The 19708-nt window shown below is 68.6% G+C and carries 18 protein-coding genes; 11 read left to right on the top strand and 7 right to left on the bottom strand.

The genetic code is table 11. From position 1 onward, the window contains the following. Positions 1–55 precede the first annotated feature (55 nt). Positions 56–766 carry an SDR family NAD(P)-dependent oxidoreductase gene (locus tag ACLQ2O_RS15990; RefSeq protein ID WP_425831903.1) on the bottom strand — a complete coding sequence of 237 codons (711 nt, stop codon included), beginning with the start codon at positions 764–766 and terminating at the stop codon, positions 56–58. Between the two features lie 113 nt (positions 767–879). Between ACLQ2O_RS15990 and ACLQ2O_RS15995 the strand changes: the two genes are divergently transcribed. The 6 genes from ACLQ2O_RS15995 (at position 880) to ACLQ2O_RS16020 (ending at position 9695) form a co-directional block, all read left to right on the top strand. Further along, the gene (locus tag ACLQ2O_RS15995; protein ID WP_425831905.1) at positions 880–2157 is read left to right on the top strand and encodes an ABC transporter substrate-binding protein; all 1278 of its coding nucleotides are present in this window, start codon (positions 880–882) and stop codon (positions 2155–2157) included. Then, entirely contained in the window at positions 2154–3071 is a 918-nt protein-coding gene (locus ACLQ2O_RS16000) for a carbohydrate ABC transporter permease (protein WP_425831907.1), read from the top strand. Before ACLQ2O_RS15995 ends, ACLQ2O_RS16000 begins: the two co-directional genes overlap by 4 nt. Next, positions 3068–3892 carry a carbohydrate ABC transporter permease gene (locus ACLQ2O_RS16005; RefSeq protein ID WP_425831909.1) on the top strand — a complete coding sequence of 275 codons (825 nt, stop codon included), beginning with the start codon at positions 3068–3070 and terminating at the stop codon, positions 3890–3892. Before ACLQ2O_RS16000 ends, ACLQ2O_RS16005 begins: the two co-directional genes overlap by 4 nt. Beyond that, entirely contained in the window at positions 3889–5925 is a 2037-nt protein-coding gene (locus ACLQ2O_RS16010; RefSeq protein ID WP_425831911.1) for an alpha-galactosidase, read from the top strand. Before ACLQ2O_RS16005 ends, ACLQ2O_RS16010 begins: the two co-directional genes overlap by 4 nt. Positions 5926–5942: 17 nt before the next feature. Continuing rightward, a complete protein-coding gene (locus tag ACLQ2O_RS16015; RefSeq protein WP_425831913.1) occupies positions 5943–8030 on the top strand; it encodes an NPCBM/NEW2 domain-containing protein in 2088 nt (695 codons plus the stop codon). Positions 8031–8129: 99 nt separating this feature from the next. Continuing rightward, on the top strand, positions 8130–9695 hold the full coding sequence (locus ACLQ2O_RS16020) for an FG-GAP-like repeat-containing protein (RefSeq protein WP_425831915.1): 1566 nt from the start codon (positions 8130–8132) through the stop codon (positions 9693–9695). 220 nt (positions 9696–9915) lie between these two features. On the opposite strand, the gene ACLQ2O_RS16025 is transcribed toward ACLQ2O_RS16020, so the two are convergent. Further along, positions 9916–11010: a hypothetical protein gene (locus ACLQ2O_RS16025; RefSeq protein ID WP_425831917.1), complete on the bottom strand. Its 1095-nt coding sequence runs from the start codon at positions 11008–11010 to the stop codon at positions 9916–9918. A 179-nt stretch (positions 11011–11189) separates the two neighbouring features. Between ACLQ2O_RS16025 and ACLQ2O_RS16030 the strand changes: the two genes are divergently transcribed. Then, positions 11190–12041, top strand: a complete 852-nt coding sequence (locus ACLQ2O_RS16030; protein WP_425831919.1) for a CPBP family intramembrane glutamic endopeptidase — start codon at positions 11190–11192, stop codon at positions 12039–12041. On the opposite strand, the gene ACLQ2O_RS16035 is transcribed toward ACLQ2O_RS16030, so the two are convergent. Beyond that, a complete protein-coding gene (locus ACLQ2O_RS16035; protein WP_425831921.1) occupies positions 12014–12676 on the bottom strand; it encodes a YdcF family protein in 663 nt (220 codons plus the stop codon). The genes ACLQ2O_RS16030 and ACLQ2O_RS16035 overlap by 28 nt on opposite strands. Next, a complete protein-coding gene (locus ACLQ2O_RS16040) occupies positions 12673–13443 on the bottom strand; it encodes a GntR family transcriptional regulator (RefSeq protein WP_425831923.1) in 771 nt (256 codons plus the stop codon). The genes ACLQ2O_RS16035 and ACLQ2O_RS16040 overlap by 4 nt, the downstream gene beginning before the upstream one ends. Before the next feature lie 163 nt (positions 13444–13606). On the opposite strand from ACLQ2O_RS16040, the gene ACLQ2O_RS16045 reads away from it, so the two are divergent. The 4 genes from ACLQ2O_RS16045 (at position 13607) to ACLQ2O_RS16060 (ending at position 16746) form a co-directional block, all read left to right on the top strand. After that, a complete protein-coding gene (locus ACLQ2O_RS16045) occupies positions 13607–13882 on the top strand; it encodes a putative ATP-grasp-modified RiPP (RefSeq protein ID WP_425831925.1) in 276 nt (91 codons plus the stop codon). A gap of 79 nt (positions 13883–13961) precedes the next feature. After that, complete coding sequence (locus ACLQ2O_RS16050) at positions 13962–14651, top strand: ATP-grasp ribosomal peptide maturase (RefSeq protein ID WP_425831927.1); 690 nt, start codon at positions 13962–13964, stop codon at positions 14649–14651. Further along, positions 14648–15769, top strand: a complete 1122-nt coding sequence (locus tag ACLQ2O_RS16055) for a hypothetical protein (protein WP_425831928.1) — start codon at positions 14648–14650, stop codon at positions 15767–15769. Before ACLQ2O_RS16050 ends, ACLQ2O_RS16055 begins: the two co-directional genes overlap by 4 nt. An 83-nt stretch (positions 15770–15852) precedes the next feature. Continuing rightward, the gene (locus ACLQ2O_RS16060; RefSeq protein WP_425831929.1) at positions 15853–16746 is read left to right on the top strand and encodes a nucleoside hydrolase; all 894 of its coding nucleotides are present in this window, start codon (positions 15853–15855) and stop codon (positions 16744–16746) included. Between the two features lie 14 nt (positions 16747–16760). Here ACLQ2O_RS16060 and ACLQ2O_RS16065 read toward each other — a convergent pair whose 3' ends face one another. The 3 genes from ACLQ2O_RS16065 to ACLQ2O_RS16075 form a co-directional block, all read right to left on the bottom strand. Next, a complete protein-coding gene (locus ACLQ2O_RS16065) occupies positions 16761–17327 on the bottom strand; it encodes a DinB family protein (RefSeq protein ID WP_425831930.1) in 567 nt (188 codons plus the stop codon). Between the two features lie 95 nt (positions 17328–17422). Next, complete coding sequence (locus ACLQ2O_RS16070) at positions 17423–18235, bottom strand: DUF3626 domain-containing protein (RefSeq protein WP_425831932.1); 813 nt, start codon at positions 18233–18235, stop codon at positions 17423–17425. 62 nt (positions 18236–18297) lie between these two features. Then, entirely contained in the window at positions 18298–19701 is a 1404-nt protein-coding gene (locus tag ACLQ2O_RS16075; RefSeq protein ID WP_425831934.1) for a GH1 family beta-glucosidase, read from the bottom strand. Positions 19702–19708 lie beyond the last annotated feature (7 nt).

The following is a 19708-nucleotide window of genomic DNA, read 5'->3' on the forward strand; positions in this document are numbered from 1 at the left end:
ACCCGCTCCGCCGCCGCTCACGCCGGACGCTCGCCGGTGCGGCGCCCGCCGCCGCTCACGCCGAATCCTTCACCGCGGACCAGCCGCCGTCGACCGCGAGCGTCGCCGCGGTCACGAACGACGCCTGGTCCGACAGCAGGAACGCGACCGCCGCCGCGACCTCGTCGGGCCGGCCGAGCCGTCCGACCGCGGTCGCCCGCGCGCTCTGCTCCTTGCCCTCGGCACTGACCCGGTCCCAGGCGGCGGTGTCGACCGGGCCCGGAAGCACGGTGTTCACCCGGATCGATCCGCCGTACTCGACGGCCAACTGCCGCCCGAGCGAGACCAGCGCGCCTTTGGTTGCGGCGTACGCCGGGTGGCCGGGGATGCCCGCGACCGCGTGCACCGACGACACCAGCACCACCGAACCGTTCGCGGCCGCGAGGTCGTCGTACAGGGTCCTGAAGGCGAGGAACGCTGCGGTGAGGTTCACGTCGAGCTGGCGTTGCCACGACGCAGGTGTGAGCTCGTGGGCCGGGCGGACGTCGACCGTGTACGCGTTGCTGACCAGGCCGGTGACCGGCCCGAGCTCGTCGCGGCCGCGGGAGAGCACCTCGGCCCAGGTGTCCGGCGCGGAGACGTCACCTACGACGGCGATCGCGCGGCCCGGGACTTCCTTGCAGGGGTGGAGGTCCACCTGGACGACGGCGTGGCCGTCCGCCAGCAGCCGCTCCACGCAGGCAGCACCGATCCCCGTCGCTGCGCCGGTCACCACGATCACCTGCACGGAGGTGTCCTCTCAAGCTCTTCAACATAATTTATGAATTAATATTGACACAGTGAAGTAACTGGTCGCAAGATCGTCGGCGACAGCGGACCACTCAGTGCACTGGAGCAGTGATGGCATCAGATCGGCGGACTTTCCTCAAGGGCCTCGGAGTACTCGGGGCCGCGGCCCTGGTGCCCGGGTGCGCCACCTCGACCTCGGGCAGCGGCAGCAGCGGTGGCTCGGCCACCGGTGAGCTCGCGCTGCAGTCCAACCTGTCGGCCGAGCAGGCCAAGGCCGCGATGGAGAAGCTGGTCGAGGCCTACAACAAGACCGGCGGCGGCACGGTCAAGCTGAACACCGTGGCGTCGGAGATCTTCCGCACCCAGCTGCCGACGTACCTGACCTCGGCCAACCCGCCGGACCTCTACACCTGGTACGCCGGCTCGGTCGCCAACTCGTACGCCGAGAAGGACCTGCTGCTCGACGTGTCCAGCGTCTGGGACACGATGGGCAACTACCCCAAGTCGATGCAGACGCTGTCCACCAGCGCGGCCGGCCAGAAGATCTTCGTGCCGACCAGCTACTACTGGTGGGGCATGTTCTACCGCAAGTCGAACTTCGCCAAGTGGGGCGTGACCCCGCCGAAGACCTGGGCGGAGTTCCTCGAGGTCTGCCAGAAGATCCAGGCCCAGGGCGTCCCGCCGATCGGCATCGGTCTCGGCGACACCCCGTGGGTGGCGTCGGCCTGGTTCGACTACCTCAACATCCGGATCAACGGCGCGCCGTTCCACCGCGACCTGCTGGCCGGCAAGGGCGACTTCACCGACCCGAAGGTGAAGGCCGTCTTCACCAAGTGGCGCGAGGTGCTGCCGTACTTCGACCCCAAGGGCAAGTCGTTCCCGTTCCAGGAGGCCACCTCTGCGCTGCTGGGCGGCAAGACCGGGATGTTCCTGATCGGCACGTTCTTCGCTGACAGCGCCCCGAAGGACGCCCTCGACGACATCGACTTCTTCCAGTTCCCGATCATCGACCCGAACGTTCCGGTCGCCGAAGAGGCTCCGACCGACGGCTACTTCGCCAGCAAGAAGGCGAAGGACCCCGAGGCGGTGAAGAAGTTCCTCACCTACCTGGCCACGCCGGCGGCGCAGGAGCTGTACGTGCAGAACTCCTCCGGTACGGCGATCCCGGCCAACCCCGACGGCAAGGCCGCCGACACCCCGCTCGTTGCCAAGGGCAAGGCGATGGTGAACAGCGCCGCCGAGCTGACCCAGTTCTTCAACCGCGACTCCAGCGACGCGCTGCAGCCGACCGCCGACGCGGCGCTGACCAAGTTCATGGACAAGCCGGACCAGATCGATCAGATCCTGAAGGACTGGCAGGCCGCGGCGACGAAGGTCTTCAAGGCGTGACGGCAACAGCCGTCGAGGTGAAGGCCCGTCAGCGATCGGCCAGGCGCCGGTCGCTGGGGGTCTCGCCGCTGATCCTCGCCTTCGTCTTCGTGCCGTTCGCGGTCGAGGCGGTCTGGGTGTTCTGGCCCGCGCTACAGGGGTTCTGGCTGTCGCTGACCAACTGGGACGGCCTGTCCGCCCCGACCTTCGTCGGCCTCGGCAACTTCGGCGAGCTGGTCTCGGACCCGATCTTCCGTACGGCGCTGAAGAACACCGCGATCTGGCTCGTGCTCTTCGGCGGCCTCAGTGTCGCCGGCGGCTTCGGGATGGCTCTGCTGCTGCAGAAGGAACGCCGCGGCGTCGGCATCTACCGCGCCGCGCTGTTCACCCCGGTCGTCTTCTCGCTGGTCGTCACCGCGCTGATCTGGCGCGTCTTCTACCAGCCGGACGGCCTGGTCGACTCGGTCCTGCGCGGCGTCGGTCTCGGTGACCTGGTCCGCCCGTGGCTGGCCGATCCCGACACCGCCCTGTACGCCGTGATCGTGCCCGCGCTCTGGCGGCAGATCGGCTACGTGATGGTGCTCTACCTGGCCGGCCTGAAGGCGGTCGACCCGGCGCTGTACGAAGCGGCCCGGGTGGACGGCGCGTCAGCCTGGCAGCGCACCCGGTACGTGACGATCCCGCAGCTCAAGGGCGTGAACTCGGTCGTGCTGTCGGTGATCGTGATCGACTCGCTGCGGTCGTTCGACATCGTCTGGTCGATGACCAAGGGCGGCCCGTACCACTCCTCGGAGCTGCTCAGCACGTACATGTACTCGACCGCGTTCCAGTCCACCCAGCTGGGCTACGCCTCCGCGATCGCCGTGGTGATCTTCCTGCTCGCGCTCGCGGTCATCCTCGGCTACCTGATCCGTGCCTTCCGGGAGGAGACATGAGGAACCGCTTCAAGACCGGTGGCTACCACCTGTCGATGGGCCTGGTCTCGTTGCTGTGGGTCGCGCCGATCCTCTGGGTGGTGGTGATCTCGTTCCGCAGCTTCGACGACGTCGCGGCCAACGGGCTCGGGTCGCTGCCGCACTCGTTCACGTTCTCGACCTACGTGCAGGCCTGGCAGGACGCGGACGAGTTCCGGGCCCTGGTCAACAGCCTGCTCGTCACGATCCCGGCCGTGCTGCTGAGCCTCGGGCTCGCCGCGATCGCGGCGTACGGGCTGGCCCGGTACAATATCCCGTTCCGCCGGACCGTCCTGCTGCTGATGCTGATGGGCAACCTGCTGCCGCCGCAGATCCTGCTGATCCCGATCTCGCGCTTCGTCGAGCTGATCGGGTACTACGACACGCTGATCGCGCTGATCGCCGTGCACGTCGGGTTCGGGCTCGGCTTCTACACGTTCGTGCTGCACGGCTTCATGCGCGACCTGCCGAAGGAGATCCAGGAGGCCGCGACGATCGACGGCGCGGGCCCGGGCAGGATCTTCTCCAGCGTGATCCTGCCGCTGACCCGGCCCGCGCTGGCCGCGCTCGGCGCGCTGTCGTTCACCTGGATCTTCAACGACCTGCTCTGGTCGATCACGGTGATCCGGTCCGGCGACAAGATGCCGGTCACCCCGGCGCTGCTCGGGCTCCAGGGCCTGTTCGTCTCGTCGTGGAACGTGATCGCGGCGGGCACGGTGATCGCGGCGGTGCCGACGGTCGCGGTGTTCCTGCGGTTCCAGAAGCACTTCGTCGGTGGGCTGGCGATCGGAGCGGTCAAGTGACCCGATGGACGTTGCGCGGCGCCAGTACGGCGTACGTCGTGGCTGTGCCGGAGCACGGTCAGTGGGCCTCGCTCGTTGCCTGGGGCCCGCAAGCCGTTGCCGACGGCCCGTCGGTGATCGCGCCGGCCGGGACCGAGCACTTCCTGCCGCGGGCCGACGTCGAGCCGCTCGAGTACGGCGTACGAGGTGTGCGGTACACGAGCCCGGCCGAGCTGGTCGTGAGCGGTCCGGACGGGAGCGACGAGTGCCGGCCGGTGTTCGTCGACGCCGTCCAGGACGAGGACGAGCTGGAGCTGACGTTCGCCGATCCGCTGCGGTCGGTGCGCGTCGTACTGCACTACCGGATGCCTGCCGAGCTCGATGTCGTCGAGCGGTGGGTTGCCGTGCACAACGACGGCGACGTCGCATTGACGTTGCATCAGCACGACTCGGCCGGGTTCGTGGTCCCGACGTCCGACGGCGCGGTGATCCGGTCGCTGTGGGGCGAGTGGAACAGCGAGTTCCAGCAGGAGTCGGTCACCCTGCGGCGGGGACGGTTCACCGTCGACAGCCACCAGGGCATCACCGGCCACTCGTACTCACCCTTCCTGTCCGTGAGCGACGCCGGCGATCCGGCCGGTACCACGTACGGCGTCCAGCTGGCGTGGTCCGGAGACTGGCGGATGAGCGCGGACGTCGACACCACCGGGCAGACCCGGATCCAGGCGGGCCGGGCCCCGTCCAGCTTCGGCCTCGCCCTTGCCCCGGGATCGTCCTGGGTCTCCCCGGTGGCGGTCGGCGGGTGCAGCGCTTCCGGGCCCGACGGGCTCGCTCGGGTCTTTCACGCCTACCAGCGGTCGTTGGCGCGGGACCTGCCGCGGCGGGTGCTGTACAACTCGTGGTTCGCGACCGAGTTCGACATCCGGGCCGACCACCAGCTGGAGCTGGCTGGGCGGGCTGCATCGGTCGGCGCTGAGCTGTTCGTCGTCGACGACGGCTGGTTCGTCGGGCGCAACGACGACCGATCGGCGCTGGGGGACTGGGAGGTCGACCCGGCCGCGTTCCCGGGCGGGCTCGACACGTTCATCGCCGATCTGGGCGAACTGGGGCTGGACTTCGGGCTGTGGGTCGAGCCGGAGGCGATCAGTCCTTCGTCGCGGTTGGCTTCGGAGCACCCGGAATGGGTACTGCGGACCGAGGGCCGCGAGCCGGTGCAGATCCGGAACCAGTGGCTGCTCGACCTGAGCCGGGACGACGTCGCGGAGTGGATCTGGTCGATGCTGGACCGCCTGCTGACGTCGTACGACATCACGTACCTGAAGTGGGACGCGAACCGGGCGCGGCTGGACGCGGGGGACCGGCGGCGGGATCTCGACGGTCGCGTCGTGGCGAACCTGTACGGGATTCTCGACCGGCTGCGGGAGGAGCACCCGCGGGTGTTCGTCGAGGGCTGCGCGGGTGGTGGCGCCCGGGTCGATCTCGGGATGGCCGCGCGCGTGGACACGCTCTGGCCGAGCGACAACACGGCGCCGCTGGACCGGCTGAAGATCCAGCGCGGGTTCCTGACCGGATGGTCGCCGCACCTGATGAGCTCGTGGGTGACCGATGCCGAGGGCACCCATGACGGCCGGGAGCGGTCGCTGGACTTCCGCTTCCACGTCGCGATGGCCGGTGGACTGGGGATCGGTGCCGACCTGTCGAAGTGGTCGGACGAGCAGCTGGGCGTTGCCCGCCGCCATGTCCTGGAGTACCGCGACATCCGCCGGACAGTTGCTCATGGCAACGTGCACTTCCTCGATCAGGGTCTGCAGTACAACGGGGAACGCCAGTCGGTCGTCTTCCTCTGGGACACCACCGACACCAACGTCCGCGGCACCCTGCCGACCCGTCCTCGCCGGGTCCGGCTGGCCGGCCTGGACCCGTCGAAGAACTACCGGGTGGGCGACGAGACCCACCCGGGGAGCTACCTGCTGGAGGTCGGTGTTAGCCCCGAGGGCGCCGACTCGCACTGCCTGGTCGTCGACTCCGTCGACCGACCCGCCCGTCCGTCCTAGGCAGCAAAGGAAACGGCGTGAAACGACCTTCCGCCCTGCTCGGCGGTCTCCTGACGGCGGTCCTGGTGTCCGCCTCTCTGGTGACCGCGACCGTCCCGGCCGCAGCGACGCCCGCCGCTCCGTCAGCACCCGCCGCTCCGGTGCTCAGCCCCACGCCGTACCAGGGGTGGAACACGTACTTCGGACTCGGTGGCGATTTCACCGAAGACACCGTCAAGTCCGTCGCCGACTCCATCGTCAGCCGCGGGCTGGCCAAGGCCGGCTACGACATCGTCTGGCTCGACGGCGGCTGGCAGGCCGACCAGTCGCGCAGCCCCGAGGGTGACCTGGTGGCCAACCCGGCCAAGTTCCCCAGCGGCCTGAAGTCGCTGGTCGACTACATCCACGGCAAGGGCCTGAAGGCCGGCATCTACACCGACGCCGGGCCGTTCATCCCGGGCAAGTGCGGGCTCGGCAGCGGCGGTGGCTACTACCAGCACGACGCCGACCAGTTCGCCGCGCTGGGCTTCGACGCGGTCAAGGTCGACTTCCTCTGCGGGATCGCCGCCGACCTCGACCCGAAGACGGCGTTCACCGAGTTCGCCAAGGCGCTGCGCAACAACGCGAGCAAGCGCCCGATGATCTTCAACCTGTGCAACCCGGTCACGTCGCCGGACTGGGGTGACTACCCCGAGTCGCAGCAGTCGATCAACTCCTGGACCTACGCGCCGGACATCGCGCAGTCGTGGCGGACCTACACCGACGTCGGCTTCGTGTTCGACATCAAGTTCAAGGACGTGCTGCGCAACTACGACGCGAACGCGCGGCACCCGGAGGTCGTCCGGCCGGGCGCGTTCAACGACCCCGACTACCTCGCGCCGGAGCTGGGCATGTCCGACGAGGAGTTCCGCAGCCAGATGACGCTGTGGGCCGTGGCCGCGGCACCGCTGATCATCGGCAGCGACGTCCGCAAGCTGAGCGACACCTCGATCGCGACGCTGACCGATCCTGACGTGCTCGCGATCAACCAGGACAAGGCGGTCGTCCAGGCCGTGCGCGTCGGTGCGGCCGGTACGACGGAGACGTGGGTCAAGCGGCTCGCCGACGGTGGTCGCGCGGTCGTGCTGCTGAACCGTGGGGACAGCGCGAAGACGCTCACCACGACGGCTAAGGCTGTTGGCCTTGGTGGCGGTCGCTTCACGCTGAAGAACGCGTGGACGAACAAGGTCACCGAGAGCGCGGGCACGATCAGCGCCGCGGTGCCGGCGCACGGTACGGCGCTGTTCCGGGTCGAGCCGGCGCGTGGTCTGCCGGGTGTCCCGCACGTCACCGCCGGGATTCCTCAGGTGACCAAGGTCGGCTCGGCTGTTCAGCCGGCTGACGTTGCTCCGGTGGTTGCCGGTGGCGACGAGCTCCGCGTCGAGGTTGCCGTCCGCAACGACGGGATCCTGCCGGTGCTGAAGCCGGCCGCGACGCTTGCCGGTGGCACCGGGTGGACGATCAAGTCGTTGACCAAGGCGCCGATCGTGCTTGCACCGGGTCAGCAGTTCACGTTCGCCTTCACCGCGAAACTGCCGGCGGGCGCGGCACCGGGGAACGCCGCGCTGACGGCGCGGACGTCGTACGAGGCGATCGGGTACGGCGAGCAGACCCAGACCACGGTCTCGCCGGTCGTGGTTGCGCCGGAGCCGCCGTCCGGCACCGCGCAGCTCTCACACCACGACTGGATCACCGCGACCAGTGGCTGGATGACGCCGACCGTCGACGAGTCGGTCGGCGGCGGGTCGCCGATCAGCCTGGTCGGCCAGACCTACGAGACCGGCATCGGTGTCGCGTCGCCGTCGCTGGTCCGGTACTACGTCGGGCAGCAGTGCAGCCGGTTCACCGCGACCGTCGGCATCGACGACGCCGTCCGCACCGTCGGTCCGGACGGTGGCACCTCCACCTTCCAGGTCGTTGGTGACGGCAAGGTTCTGTACGACAGCGGGACCGTCGGCCGGGACGACCCGAAGCAGGTCGACGTCGACCTGACCGGGGTCCGGGTGCTCGACCTGGTCGTCGGCGACGCCGGCGACGGCGGCTACAACGACCGCGCCGACTGGGCGGTCCCGACCGCCACCTGCTGAGTTGATCACTTGGAGGGGCAGACCGTTCGACCGGTCTGCCCCTTCGTCGTGCTTGGGTTGTTCTCGCTGCATCCGCCTGTACGTCGTGAGGACCCCTGCATGAGACTGCGTCACCGTTGGAAGCTCGCCACCGCCGCCGTGGTGAGCCTGGGCCTCGTCGTCGGAGGAGTCGCCCACATGGCGACCGCGGACACCGGCGCTCCCGCCGCCGATTCTGGCCCGACCGCCTCAAGCCTCCCGCCCGTCGCGGGCTCCGTCCCGCTGACTGCTGCGGAAGCCGCCGCCTTCGCGCCGAAGGCGGTTTCGCCGTCGAGCGTCTCCGGCCCGGCCGTTGCCCCGCGCCCCAACTCGTCCCAGCAGCTCGCGCGCGCCGTCGCCGCCGTACCGACGTCCGGCAAGCTGTCGATCAAGGGCGTCTACCAGAGCACGAACTACTTCTGCGTCCCCGCCTCGAGCCAGGTCACGCTGTCGACGTACGGCGTGAACGTCACCCAGCAGACGCTGGCCAAGGAGATGGGCACGACCACCGACGGGACCTACAACCGGACCTCGATGCCGGTGGTCAACAAGCACGTGAACCCGCTCGGGTACTCGATCTGGAGCAGCGACACCACCGGCAACCCGACCAACCTGCTGAACTGGGCGGCGTACGACATCGGCACGCTGAAGCGCGCGCCGATGATCGGTGTCTGGATGGAGAAGCTGCCCTGGAACAAGGGGCTGAACGGCCACTTCGGGCACGCGATCCTCGTCTACGGGTACGACCGGACCGCGAAGACGCTGACCGTCTGGGACCCGTGGAAGCCGACCGGAGGCACGCACACGATCGCGGCCTCGACGCTGAACGCGGCGATGCAGTCGTACGGTCTCTCGTACGTCGCCGGGCACTCGGACGCGGACCTGACCAACGCCGGCGACCTGACCGGCGACGGGCTGCAGGACATGATCGCGGTGCACCGGCCGACGGGCGATCTGTACCGGTACACGAACAACGGCAAGGGGTCGTTCGAGGGCGGTTCCGCTGCCGTCAAGATCGGAACGAGCTGGAACGGCATGACCGAGCTGACCGGCGTCGGCGACCTGACCGGCGACGGCTTGGCCGACGTCGCGGCCGTCGAGAAGTCCACCGGCAAGCTGTGGCTGTACCGCGGCCCGTCACTGTCCGGCACCACCCGGCTCCTGATCGGCAACTCCGGCTGGACCGGCATGCGCGACCTGATCGGCATCGGCAACATCACCGGCGACGCCAAGCCGGACCTGGTGACCGTCGAGAAGTCGACCGGCAAGCTCTGGGTCTACCCCGGCAAGCTGAACGGCCTCGCCGCGCGCAAGCAGCTGGGCACGAGCTGGCAGAAGATGACCAAGCTCGCCGCCGTCGGTGACCTCTCCCGCGACGGCAAGCCCGACTTCGCCGCCGTCGACACCTCGACCGGCAAGCTCTGGCTCTACAAGGGCCTGACCTTCGCCGGCGGCACCTCCCGCACAGAGATCGGCACCGGCGGCTGGAACGGCATGCGCTCCCTCACCGGCTTCGGTGACCTCACCGGCGACGCCGTACCGGACCTGATCACCGTCGCGAACACCGGCGGCGACCTGTACGTCTACCCCGGCAAGCCCAACGCCCTGGGCACCCGGATCAAACAAGGCAGCGGCTGGAACGGCTGACCCCCAACCCAGCGTGGTGGCCGGTGACTTCGCGGGAACACCGGCCACCACTACCTGCTATTTGATCAGATCTCCACCCCTCGGAGAATCCCGGGGGAGCGGTTTCATCCCCACACAACTATCCCGTCGGCGGTCAGAATTTCCCCACGCGGCCCGCGCCGCATGGAACCTCGGAACAGGCCGAACCTGCTGACGCCCGAATGCCGTCACAGACCTGGACCTAACCTCTGCCCCGAAGCGTCGGGAAGTCGCTCCACAGGTCGTCCAGGAAGGCCTGGGCTCGGGCTGGTCCGTAGACGTCTCGGGCGACCCACAGGGTGTCGACCACCGCCCGCAGCGGGTCGTCGTACAGGAAAGCGGAGAAGAGCGCCGTTGCCTGGGCTGCTTGGTCCGCGTTGGGATTCCAGCCGCCGGAGGTGACGCGGACGCCGTCGGTGAGGGGTGGGTCGAAGGCTTCCGCGGGGATCTGGAGGATCTCCCACTTGTTCTCGTGGCCGTTGTCGAGGCGGTCGAGGGTGGCCGTGATCCAGTCGAGTTGGGCGAGGTCAGCCTCGACGCACATGCTGCGGGTGATCCAGCGGGCGATCTCCCACTGGGTGTCCGGTGGTGCTGCGTCGGCGGCGTCCAACAGCTCGCGGTAGTCGCTGGCCAGGTGGAACGCCTTCCAGATCTCCTGCAGGCGTTCGCTCGGGAGCGTGCCTCCCCAGGCGGCCAGCTCTTCCGCTTGCCGCTCGATCTCCTTCTGGCGTTCGCGTTCTTGCTGCAGCTCAGCGCGTTGCTCAGGCGTCGGAGGCGGTGGTGTTTCCTGCGCGAAGCCGTGCCAGTACGCCGCTGCGGTGCTGGTCTGCTTGACCACCCGATCCGGTGCCGGCGGCGCGGGCCAGAACTGTAGGAGGTAGTGGTCGACCGGTGGTTCGCCGTTCAGTTGTGGGGCGGCCTGGCGGCCGGCCTCCAGGCCTGAGCCGGAGTAGCGGAGGCGGTAGTTCACGAGGTCCAACTCCAGTGGCCAACTCGCCTCGCCGCCCCAGCTGTTGAGTGCGACTTCACCGCGGGGCCGGTACGACGCCTCGACGATCTCCTCCCAGGTGTCGTCGACAGGCGGTTCCTCGTCGTGAAGCTCGACGGTGAAGCCGACGTCGCCGGTGTGGAGACCGGTGATCAGGAACAGCGTGCCGGGAGCGACGGCGCCGCACAGCCCGTTCTGCTGGCCGGCGAAGCACTGGCTCAGCTCCGGCATCGAATCGTTCGAGCTCTCGACGTAGATCTGCGCGTACGAGACCGGCGCGGTTCCCGTCATCAGCGTTCGCATCGGCACGAGCGGCACCGTACCGGGTGACGAGGTCGACCGGATCGGGGCGACGCTGGTCGTACCGGGACGTCGTACCGGGGGCTCGTTCAGTGGTATGGCACCCGGCACGTGGTGGGCCTAGCACCACCACGGATCGGCACCCTGGACCCCTCATCGAACGTGTGGATCACCGCCAGGATTCAAGCATGGATTCGACGAAAGACGGGACCGCAGTGGCCGAGCCCGTACGCGTGGGCGGCGACAAGCCGGTGGTGCACCGGCGGCTGGGCTGGTTCTTCGGGGTGTGCCTGTTGCTGAGCTGGACGCCGTGGATCGTGCTCGGCGCGGTCGGTGCGAACGTCGACGAAGGAGCCGGTTCGCTGGTCTTCGCGTTGGCGGCGAGTGGCCCCTCCTTGGCCGCGTTGGTGATGTGGCTGCGCTACCGGCGTACCGACCGCATGCCTCGGCAAGTGACCTGGTCCTGGCACTGGCCCATCGTGGCCGTGGTCCTTGGCGCGGCTCCGCCGTTGCTCGCGGCACTGCTGACGGGCGTCGACGGCATCCCCGCGCACGCCTCGTCGGTGATCGCCGGCGCCGGCGGCCCGCTCGGCGCCTTCGCCTACACACTGCTCGCCGGCCCGCTGTCCGAGGAGTTCGGCTGGCGCGGCTACGTGCAGCCCCGACTTCGCCGGTACTACGGACGCATCGCCGTCACCGTCGTCCTCGGCATCGCCTGGGGCCTGTGGCACGTCCCGCTCTTCTTCCTCGACGGCACCGGCCAGCACGACAAGGGCCTGATCAGCCTAGAAGGCCTGCTGTTCTTCCTCGGCCTGTTCCCGCTGACCTACACCATCCTGTTCGTCTCCGAACGGTTGCGCGGTGGAGTGTGGGCAGCGGTTCTCGTCCACGCGGCCTGGAACCTGACCGAGGAACTCGTCCCGCAGCTGAGCACCACCGGCCTGTGGGTCGAGTTCGCCCTCACCACGTCGATCGCGCTCGCCGCCGGCCTGATCTGGCACCGCTCACCCGGTCACTCGGCAATCAGGCGCCGGGTGTAGCCGGCATCGACCAACAGCCGGTAGGCGCCGCGTACTTCGTCCGGCAGGTCCTGAGGAATCGCGAAACCCTTGGCAGCGAACAGTTCGATGCGTTGGGTGTCGCCGACCAGCATGTTCAGGACCCGGTCCGGGTCGCCGATCGCATCGACGTACTGGTCGAGCGGCAGCGGCAACGACGCGCAGATCGGCCGGACGTCCGGCCAGAGCTTTCGGCAGGTCGCGAAGGCTCGGCGCTGCTGGTACGGACGGGAGACGAGGATGACGGTTTCGACCGAGAGTTGCTGGTCGGCCAGGGCCGCACGGGCGAGAGTGATGTTCTCGCCCGTGTTGGTGGCGGCTGGCTCGACGACGATGTCCGCCGGCGGTACGCCGAGTGCCACCGCGTGCTCGGTGTAATGCACGGCCTCTCCGCGAGGGAATCGCTCGATCGTGGTCGGGGCATTCGCGCCGGTGAAGAGAATCCGCGGTACGACGCCCCGCTGGTACAACTCTGCCGTGAAGGTCGCGACGCCCAGGTCGTGGCTGCCGAGTCCGATGGCGACGTCCGCCGGCTCGAGCTCGTGCTTCAGATCGTGGTAATCCCAGAGGATCTGCGTTGCCGCGCGGAGTTCTGAAGGGATCCGGGGCGCGCTCACTCGGGGATCCGGAAGGTGTAGCTCCAGGCGAATCGGCTGGCCGCGTGGACGCCGCGCGCGAACTCCACGACCCGGCCGTCCCGGGTCACCGTCGTCCGGTGGAGAACCATCACCGGCTCGCCGGCCGGAAGCTCCAGTACGGCGATCTCCTCGGGAGTCGGCATGCGGGAGTGGAAGGTCTCGGTGATCGCGTCGGGTTCGAGGCCCTGCCGGGTCAGGACCGCGAAGCCGCCTCCGCGTCCGGCCGGTCCTGGTGTCGGGTCGACCAAGGGCGTGCCCTCGACATCGCCCGGCAGGTAGTAGCTGGTCAGAGTGTGGGTGGGCTTGCCGGCGGAGTCCCGGACGAGGCGCGCCCGCTCGTGCACCGGGGCGCCGATCCCGAGGCCGAAGGCCTCCGCGACTTCGGCGTCCGCCTCGGCCGTGGCGACGGTCTGCGTCTGGTCGGTCCGCTTCCACTCCTGCCCGGAGGCCTCGCGGTCGGCGATGAACGCGACGACGTCGCCGTACTTCCACTTGCTCTTCGCGTATCGGTCAGTGCTGAGCCGCCGCATCGGCGGGCGGTCCCGGACAACGGTTCCGCGACGCCGGACCGGGGTGACGAGGCCTTCGGCTGCCAGCAACGACACCGCGTTGCGAACCGTCTTGACGTTGACTCCGTGGAGCTTCGCCAGCTCGTCCTGTTTCGGCAGGGTCGAACCCGCCGGGTACTCGCCGCGCACGATGGCGTCCCGCAGCGTGGCTGCGAGTTCTCTGTAGCCGCCGGTCATCATCCTCCTCAGCTTCGTCGAATAAGGGTAGCCCTGTCGGCGTGTTTGAGGCAGTAGAGGGGGTCCTATTGACATCCGTGTCGAGAGATGGCGCAATAGAGCCACCTCTAACACTGCGTGGCGACCACTACCCCCAGTGATGACGCCGCCGAAGGGATCGACCATGACAACCATGCCGACCACCCGGCCGTGGGGTGTACGACGAGCAGCGCGGTGCGCCTCGTTGCCCGACGACACCTTGCTGCTCAGTGCCGACTCGATCGATCCCGAGACGCAGTTGGGGATCTACCGGGACCTGGATGGGCGACAAGTGCAGGCCGGGCCGCCGAAGCACGGGACCTCACGCGCACAGTTCAAGAGTCTGCCGACCGGAGGGGGAGACGGCGCCAGACCGGGGAAGCCGGACGACACCAAGATCGTCGAGTACGTACCGGACTGATGGGGATGGAGCAGCCTGTCCTGGTGCTGACCTGCGCCGGCGACCCAACCGCCGCCCATCGTCGTACGTCGCACCTGCGGTGCTGTCCGGCCAGGACGGCCGGTTCGCCAAGGAGCAGGCGAAGCACGGAATGGCAGGGATCCTGTCCGGTGTGCGTGGCCGGTGGGTCAACCATCTCTGGCGAAGCCTCGAAGCAGAGTTCAAGCCGACCCAACTGGCCGTCGCGCGCGAACTCGGCTTCGTCGTTCCGCCGACCATCATCACGAACCGGTACGACGACGTCCGCGAGTTCGCGTCGACGTACGGCAGGCTGGTCTACAAGCCGTTGCAGAACGCCGACCTGACCGGTCCGGACGGTGACGCGCTGATGATCTGGGTGGACGAGGTCGATCCGGCTGAGCTCGACGAGTCGATCCGGCTGACCCTGCACCTGTTTCAGGCGAAGGTCGACAAGCGCGCCGACGTCCGCGTCACCGTGATCGGCGACGAGGTGTTCAGCGTTCGGATCGATTCGCCGCACGTTGACTGGCGGCGGGACTACGACCAGGTGTCGTACACAGTGATCGACACGCCGCGCGCGGTGGAGCGGGCATGCCGCCGCTACCTCGAGCGGTTCGGGTTGCTCTTCGGGGCGTTCGACTTCGGGCTGGCGTACGACGGGACGTGGGTCTGGTACGAATGCAACGCCGGTGGGCAGTGGCACTGGCTCGAGCTGGAGACCGGGCTGCCGATGACGGCGGCGATGGCGGACCTTCTGGAGACGGCGTGAGTGGGGCTGAGATCGATCGGGAGTGGCGCCGGCGAGCCGCGGAGCTGGTGGGCTCGCTTCGGCGGAAGGGCAGGTTGTCGGACGAGCGGTTGGCTGCGGCGTTCGCAGAGGTGCCGCGGCATCTGTTCGTACCGGAGTTTCTGCGGCTGGAGGTTGATGCTTCCGGCTTCGCCGCAGTCGACGGCGTGGTGGACGGGACGAGTCCGGAGTACCTGGACACCGTCTACTCCGACCAGGCGTTGATGACACAAACGAAACCGGTCAGGGGTCAGCCGGAGAGCTACGTCTGGAGTTCGTCGTCCTCGATGCCGTCGGTGATGGCGGACATGATCGAGGAGCTGGAGCTCGCGCCGGGGATGCGGGTGCTTGAGAGCGGGACCGGTACGGGGTACAACGCCGCGATCCTGTGCCGGCTGCTCGGCGACGCCGCGGTGACCACGGTGGAGATCGATCCGGACCTGCTGCGCTCGGCGGTCGAACGGTTGGCGGCGCTGGGATTTCAGCCGTCGACCAAGCCTGTGCCGGGCAGCTACGACCGGATCCTGTCGACGCATGCCGTGGACGACGTACCGGCCGAATGGATCGCGTGGGCGAGGCCGGGTGCGGTGATCCTCACCGACCTGCGGCCACCGTCCAACACCCAGATCGGTGCGTGGGTCAAGCTCGTGATCGAGGCCGATGGCAACTGTGCGAGCGGTCGGCTGATGACGCCGCGCGGGTACTTCATGAGCGCGCGGAAGGTGCCGGAGTACGCCGACGACGGGCAACGTCAGCCGGAATTGACGCTGGAGGAGCATCAGCGGCGGGCCGAGTCGATGATGACGCGGGGGAGTGCGCTCGCGCCGGAGGTCTTCGACGACGAGGCTTTCGGGCTGTACTTCTGGCGTTGCCGACCGGGAGTGTGGTTCTGGCGCCACGACCGCGAGGTCACGCTCACCGCGGACGACGGCGCCTGGGCTCAGGCCGGGCCGGACGGCGTACGGATGCTTGGGCGGGACCTCTGGTCCGAGGTTGAGGAAGTCTTCGCGGACTGGCAGCGGGCGGGTGCGCCGCCGATCACGGAGTGGATCGTGCGAGTTGCCGCTGACGGGCACTTGGCGATCGAGCTGCCCCGCTAGTCGGTGGGGCTGCATGAGATGGGTGGGGACCGGGGACGCTAACGCCGTCGTGCCAGTGAGTTCCTACTGAAGAGGGTGGCAGCGTGAAGCCGAGCAGACGCCGGGTGATCATCGACACCGATGCCAAGAACGAGGCCGACGACCAGTTCGCGATCGTGCATGGGCTGCTGTCGCCGACCTTCGACGTGCGGGGGCTGATCGCCGCCCACTTCGGTACCCGGCGGTCGGACCGCAGCATGGAGGAGTCCCGGGAGGAGATCGACCTGCTGCTGGGACTGCTGGACCTGACCGGCAAGGTGCCGGTCGCGAACGGCGGGCCGACCGGCATTCCCGACGAGCAGACCCCGCTGGACTCACCCGGCGCACGGCTGATCATCGAGGAGTCGAAGCTGGCCTCGAAGGGCGACCCGCTGTTCGTGGCGTTCCTCGGCCCGCTGACCGACATGGCCTCGGCGATCCTGCTCGACCCCGGCATCGTGAACCGTGACGTCGTGGTGATCTGGATCGGCGGCCGGGGCTACCAGGGGTACACGTCGTACCCGGGCATGGAATTCAACCTGTCCAATGACATCCACGCCGCGAACGTCGTGTTCGGATCGGGGATGACGGTTTGGCAGGTAACGAGTGACGTCTACACCAAGGTCTCGGTCAGCTACGCCGAGCTCGACGAGAAGATCGGGGACGCCGGGCCGCTCGGCAAGTACCTGATCAAGCAGTTGCACGAGTGGAACGCGATCCACCACGGCGAGCCGATCGAGTCCCGCTCCCTCGGCGACTCGCCCGCGATCGCGCTGATGCTCTACCCCCAGAGCGGGGCCTTGCGGGTTCAGCCGGCGCCGCGCTTCGGCGTCGACGGCTGGTACCTGCCCGGCACCGGCAACCCGATCCACGTCTGCGAACAGATCGACGTCCGCTTCCTGCTGGAGGACATGTTCGCCAAGATCCGCCGCTTCGCCCGCCAGAAGAGCCGGTCCTGAGCCGCAGTCAACGGCTACTCGGCAGGCTCAGGCGGCGCGAACGGTGCTGCTGCGGTGTGGACCTTCGCGAGGTAGGCGGTCTGGTCGACCGCGATGTTGCTCGGGCTCGTGGTGCCGTCGACGAGTTCTCGGAGGATGTCGAGGTGGCCGCCGTGGCGGAGTTCTTCGTTGAGGACCCGGAGGATCATCGACGAGAGGGTGGTCGCTTGGTGGCCGGCGGTGAAGTGTTCGACCCGGCCAGGGGAGTCGAGGTCGTGGAGCTCGATGGTTTCGTCGGCGTTGGCGCAGGACTGGTGGTACCAGTCGAGGATGTACGCCGACGACTCGTCGGGGCGGGCCCACATGTCGGCGCCACCCCAGAGATCCTCGTCGCCGGGGATCTCGCGATCCAGGTCGCGCCCGAAGGCCCCGCCCAGGTAGCCGTACTCCATGCCGCCGAGGTGCTTCAGAACACCGAGGACGTTGGTGCCCGAAGGCGTGAGCGGGCGGCGGAGGTCGTACTCGGACAAGCCCGCGGCCTTCTGGAGGTTGGTGGCGCGGGCGGTGCGGAGGGAGTCATGGAGTTCGGCCTTCAGGTCCATGAGGAGACGATAGAAGCCGTAGCGAATCAGTGGTGAGCACGGATGCCGGGACCACGTCGGGACACGACAAAGGCGCTGCTCCACCGTGGCAAGCCCTAGACCACCGAGTCGGTTCCGAAGCGGGCGAGGTAGTGCCAGACGCGTTTGAGGTGCTGAGGGTCGTACTGGCCGAACGCCCGGTCGAGGACGTGAGGAGTCAGCCAACCGTCCTCGGCCAGGTGAGTGGCCAGTACGACGTACTGCGGGCCCCGGAAGTGTGGATGGCGTCGGAGTTCTTCGACGGACAGCTTGAAGCCGCCGTGCCACTCGAGGGGGCAGGGGAGTCGTCCGGCGGCGTGTTCGACGGGAGTGCCGCGGAAGCTCGGGTCGAGGACCAGCGCTTCGACGTCGCGGGCGAGGCGGACCGGGCCGTGGACCTGGGCCTCGATGTAGTCGTCGAGCGGGTCCTGGTGATCGGCCTCGGCGAGGGCGATCAGGGACATCTTGGCGGCGACGCCGAAGCTGGTGGGATCGAAGGCGCTGTCGGGGTAGCAGAAGGTGGTGCGAGGGAGGACGTCCGCGGTCAGCCGGAAGTGCCCCGAGCCGAAGCGTGGGGCCGCGCCGACCGGTCGACGGCGGAAGTTGAGCGCGCCGTAGACGGGACGGCTGTGAGCCGGCGCCTCGTCGTACGCGCGGTTGAAGATCCTGCTCTCCCAGCGCCGGCGGTCTCCGCCGGGATGGGCGGTGAGGCCGCCGTTGCTGGTGCCGGTCGCGAACTGGGACAGGTAGGTGCCGCCGTCGGCGAGTGCGTCAAGGAGACCTGGGCGGTCGGGGTGGAAGTTCAGCGTCACCCGCAGGGCGGGGTCGAGCGGCGGGCCCGAGGAGAGTGCGGTGATGTGCCGTAGGGCGTTCTCGGGTGGGGTTGGCACCTGAAGATCGTAGGACGGCCGGAGGCCGCGTCCTCCGTCAGGGGACGCGGCTCCAGGCCGGTTCAGCGCGCGCGGTGCTGCTGGGCCAGGTCCTTCAAATACAGCGCCGACTGCTTGGGGATGCGCTCCTGGGTGTCGTAGTCGACCCGCACGATGCCGAAGCGCTTTTCGTAGCCGTAGGCCCATTCGAAGTTGTCGAGGAGGGACCAGGCCAGGTAGCCACGGATGTCGGCGCCTTGTTCGATCGCGTCGGCAACAGCTGCGAGGTGGGTGGTGAAGTACGTCGTACGGCCCTCGTCGGCGACGAAGCCTGAGGCATCGGGCACGTCGTCGAAGGCGGAGCCGTTCTCGGTGATCACCATCGGCAGGCCGGGGTAGTTCTTGCTGATCCGGACCAGCAGGTCGGTGAAGCCCTCGGGGACGATCTCCCAGTCCATCGCGGTGCGCGGACGGTTCAGCGGGACGGACCGGCTGACCGGCAGGCCGGCGGCGTCGACCGTGCTGCCGTCCTCGGCGAAGCCGGTGAACTTCTGGCTGAAGTAGTAGTTGATGCCGAGGACATCGATCGGTGCGGAGATGGTGGCCAGGTCACCGTCCTGGACCGGCAGCGAAATGCCCTGGGCATCGAGGTCGGCGATCACGTCGGCCGGGTAACGCCCGTGCACCAACGGATCCAGGTAGAGCCGCGCACCCATCCCGTCGGCCCGGCGGGCAGCTTCGAGGTCAGGCTCCAGGTCCGAGGCCGGGTACGCCGTGGCGGCGTTCAGCGTGATCCCGATGTCGAGCTTGCGCGGCGCGGCCTCGCGCATCCGCTCGGTCGCGAGCCCGTGGCCGAGCAGCAGATGGTGTACGGCGGAAACGGCGGCCGGGAGGTCTCGCTTGCCGGGTGCATGCGCGCCGTACGCGTACCCGAGCATCGCCGAGCACCACGGCTCGTTCAGCGTCGTCCAGGTGTCGACCCGGTCGCTCAATGCATCGAACACCAGCATCGAGTAGTCGGCGAACCGGTACGCCGTGTCACGCGCAGGCCAGCCGCCCGCGTCCTCGAGCTCCTGCGGCAGGTCCCAGTGGTACAGCGTCACCCACGGGTCGATGCCCTGGGCAAGCAGTTCGTCGACCAGCCGGTCGTAGAACGCGATCCCGGCCGGGTTGACCCCGCCGCGACCGTGCGGCTGGACCCGCGTCCAGGACACCGAGAACCGGTAGGTGTCCATCCCGAGATCCTTGATCAGGGCAACGTCGGCGGGCATCCGCGTGTAGTGCTCGCAGGCGACGTCACCGTTGTCGCCGTCGTGCACGGCGCCGGGAACCCGGCAGAACGTGTCCCAGATCGACGGGGTCCGGCCGTCGACGTCGACGGCGCCCTCGATCTGGTACGCCGAGGTGGCCACACCCCAGCGGAAACCGCTCGGCAGACGCGCCGCGAGGTCCGCCTCGGAGGTGGTGGGGGCAGCAGATGTGTTCATGGTGGAC

The sequence above is a fragment of the Kribbella sp. DT2 genome (assembly GCF_049844575.1).
Taxonomy (GTDB): Bacteria; Actinomycetota; Actinomycetes; order Propionibacteriales; family Kribbellaceae; genus Kribbella.

Excerpts from the sequence above, each read along its gene's own strand:
- ACLQ2O_RS16075 (WP_425831934.1), bottom strand. The coding sequence starts at position 19,701 with ATGAACACATCTGCTGCCCCCACCACCTCCGAGGCGGACCTCGCGGCG.
- ACLQ2O_RS16005 (WP_425831909.1), top strand. The coding sequence starts at position 3,068 with ATGAGGAACCGCTTCAAGACCGGTGGCTACCACCTGTCGATGGGCCTG.
- ACLQ2O_RS16040 (WP_425831923.1), bottom strand. The coding sequence starts at position 13,443 with ATGACCGGCGGCTACAGAGAACTCGCAGCCACGCTGCGGGACGCCATC.
- ACLQ2O_RS16045 (WP_425831925.1), top strand. The coding sequence starts at position 13,607 with ATGACAACCATGCCGACCACCCGGCCGTGGGGTGTACGACGAGCAGCG.
- ACLQ2O_RS16030 (WP_425831919.1), top strand. The coding sequence starts at position 11,190 with ATGGATTCGACGAAAGACGGGACCGCAGTGGCCGAGCCCGTACGCGTG.
- ACLQ2O_RS16065 (WP_425831930.1), bottom strand. The coding sequence starts at position 17,327 with ATGGACCTGAAGGCCGAACTCCATGACTCCCTCCGCACCGCCCGCGCC.
- ACLQ2O_RS16020 (WP_425831915.1), top strand. The coding sequence starts at position 8,130 with ATGAGACTGCGTCACCGTTGGAAGCTCGCCACCGCCGCCGTGGTGAGC.
- ACLQ2O_RS15995 (WP_425831905.1), top strand. The coding sequence starts at position 880 with ATGGCATCAGATCGGCGGACTTTCCTCAAGGGCCTCGGAGTACTCGGG.